The sequence below is a fragment of the Neisseria montereyensis genome, from assembly GCF_024834045.1.
GTDB lineage: Bacteria > Pseudomonadota > Gammaproteobacteria > Burkholderiales > Neisseriaceae > Neisseria > Neisseria montereyensis.
Genome location: NZ_JANUXW010000019.1, coordinates 1 through 2,274, shown reverse-complemented (window position 1 = coordinate 2,274; position 2,274 = coordinate 1). Strand labels below are relative to the sequence as shown.

At 32.3% G+C, this 2,274-nt stretch carries 2 protein-coding genes; one reads left to right on the top strand and one right to left on the bottom strand.

Annotated features, from left to right (window positions below):
- Positions 1–121: 121 nt before the first annotated feature.
- Positions 122–1,114 carry a hypothetical protein gene (locus NXS09_RS10750; RefSeq protein ID WP_259292509.1) on the bottom strand — a complete coding sequence of 331 codons (993 nt, stop codon included), beginning with the start codon at positions 1,112–1,114 and terminating at the stop codon, positions 122–124.
- A 265-nt stretch (positions 1,115–1,379) separates the two neighbouring features.
- On the opposite strand from NXS09_RS10750, the gene NXS09_RS10745 reads away from it, so the two are divergent.
- A complete protein-coding gene (locus tag NXS09_RS10745; RefSeq protein WP_259292508.1) occupies positions 1,380–2,153 on the top strand; it encodes a TatD family hydrolase in 774 nt (257 codons plus the stop codon).
- The last annotated feature ends 121 nt before the right edge of the window (positions 2,154–2,274 follow it).

Genomic DNA, 2,274 nt, shown 5'->3' with positions numbered 1-2,274 from the left:
TCGTACGGAACCCCGTTAATAAATAATTAAGTGTTTAATACAGGATTTTAAAAGGCCGTCCAACTTTTCAGACGGCCTTATCTGTATTCGAATAAAAATTTATTGAATTAAGAAAATTAAGTTATTTCTGTTCAATACGAACAAATTCAGGATCAATTTTATAATTACTATCCAAAGTACATCTAGCATGATAATCAATTTTCATACCTAAACTATTTTTGGCTGAAAATCCTCTATGAACGATAATGTTTCCATTAAAAATAGCTGATACATCCGTATCCATAATATGTTGTTCAAATGTATTTGGATTTTGTAATAGCATTTTTATTGCAGTATCACATTGATTAACAGCAAGAAGTTTATCAATTTCTTTATCTTGTTCTGCTGAAATAGATTTATCATTAATCAAATCAGCTTCTGATACATAAAACCTTTTATTGTTAGCACAATCCGCATAAAATACAATATTATCTTTTGGCTGGCTTCTTTTATCAGATAAATCTACTACTTCAACTTTATCACAAGTTTTTTCATGGGCAACATGTAGTGCTATTTTAGGTATTAGTTCATTAATTTTTAACATCGCAGTATCTCCCCATCTTTTATAAAGTTTTGGATAATCCTGCTTAGTATATTTAAAAGTTAGTATTTCTTTAGAAACTTTTAATTTAGCTTGTTCAATTTCACTCTTATTAGATACATAAGTATTATTATTTGAATTGTCAATGCGACTACCTATCATTATTACAATAATAAGCCCTATAAATACTACAAGAAAAAATAGTAAAATTTTACCAGTCGTTAATGGGGGTTTGACTTTTGTATCTAATAATTTTCTTTGTTCATATTGATTTTGTCTAATATTTATATCTTTAGATTCATTAAACAATGCAATTTTGACTGTTTTAGCAAAAGCTTTACCTAATAACAACCCTCCTTCAACCAAAATACGACGTCCATCAAATAGTGTAATTTCAATTCCACGATCTGTTTCCTCTAGTGACATTACATCAATAAATGGAACATATTCTTTTTTATTTAAATACATGCCTTTTGAATTGTAATTACAAAAACCTTTATTAACATCTCCCGCTATAACTTTAAATTTGGGCATTTTTTATCCTTTTGTTAGTCTCAGTAAAATAAAATCACATAAAAAAGTATATATTATTACAATTTAACACAATTAAACTATACTTTTTTATTCCTAAAGAAGTATTTTCTAATTTAATTTTATGTCTGTTATATTCATTACAATATTCAGTTAAGATATATAGATTATTTAAATTAAAAAGAACACAATTTAATAAGCAACATATTTCAAAAATCATAATAATATTTGCACTAAATGTTATCCACAAACCCAAGCTTTTCCGCATATGCTCAAACTTACCGATACCCATTGCCACCTTGCCGATCCGGCATTCAGCAATCATTTGCCGGATATATTAAAAACTGCAGAATCCCAAGGAGTCCGCCGTTTTATTGTACCGGCAACCTGTTCGGATGATTTTCAAGCAGTAATCTCACTGACAAAAATACCGTCGGTACATATTGCTTTAGGCATTCATCCTTGGTTTGCCGAGTCGGCATCCGAGCAAGATTTTCACCATTTGGAATCATTACTGAAACAATATCCGCAAGCGTGGGTTGGTGAAATCGGTTTGGATTTTTATGATAAGGCACAAACGACGAAACAACGTGAAAAACAAATTGACTACTTTTGCCGCCAATTGGTATTGGCCGAACGTTTACACCGCCCGGTGATTGTTCATAATTTGAAAGCAACTTCGGCTATTGTTGAAGCGGTAAAGCAAAGCCGGTTTAGCCAAGGCGGTATTGCCCATGCTTTTTCGGGTAGTTTGGAAGAAGCACAATTATTAATCAAAAATGGTTTTAAAATCGGCATCGGTTCGTTATTACTCAACCCTACTGCCAAAAAAGCCCGCCAAGCGGCACAAAACCTGCCGTTAAAAGATATGGTTTTGGAAACAGACAGCCCGTTTATGCTAAAAAATACTTTGAATACGCCGGCTAATGTACGACAAATTGCGGAAATAACAGCAGAATTACGGCATATCAGCCTTGAAGAAGTGGCTACGGCAACCGAACAAAATGTTGAAACATTATTAGCAACGATTCCATTAGTTTAATATTTGTTTGATAAGAACTTTACCTATTAAACCATCTGGAAACAAAGGCCGTCTGAATAATTTCAGACGGCCTATTTGTATTTATTTCATCCAGCCTATTTATTAACGGGGTTCCGTACGG

Bases quoted from the DNA above. Each gene is read 5' to 3' on its own strand.
- NXS09_RS10750 (WP_259292509.1), bottom strand. From the start codon at position 1,114: ATGCCCAAATTTAAAGTTATAGCGGGAGATGTTAATAAAGGTTTTTGT.
- NXS09_RS10745 (WP_259292508.1), top strand. From the start codon at position 1,380: ATGCTCAAACTTACCGATACCCATTGCCACCTTGCCGATCCGGCATTC.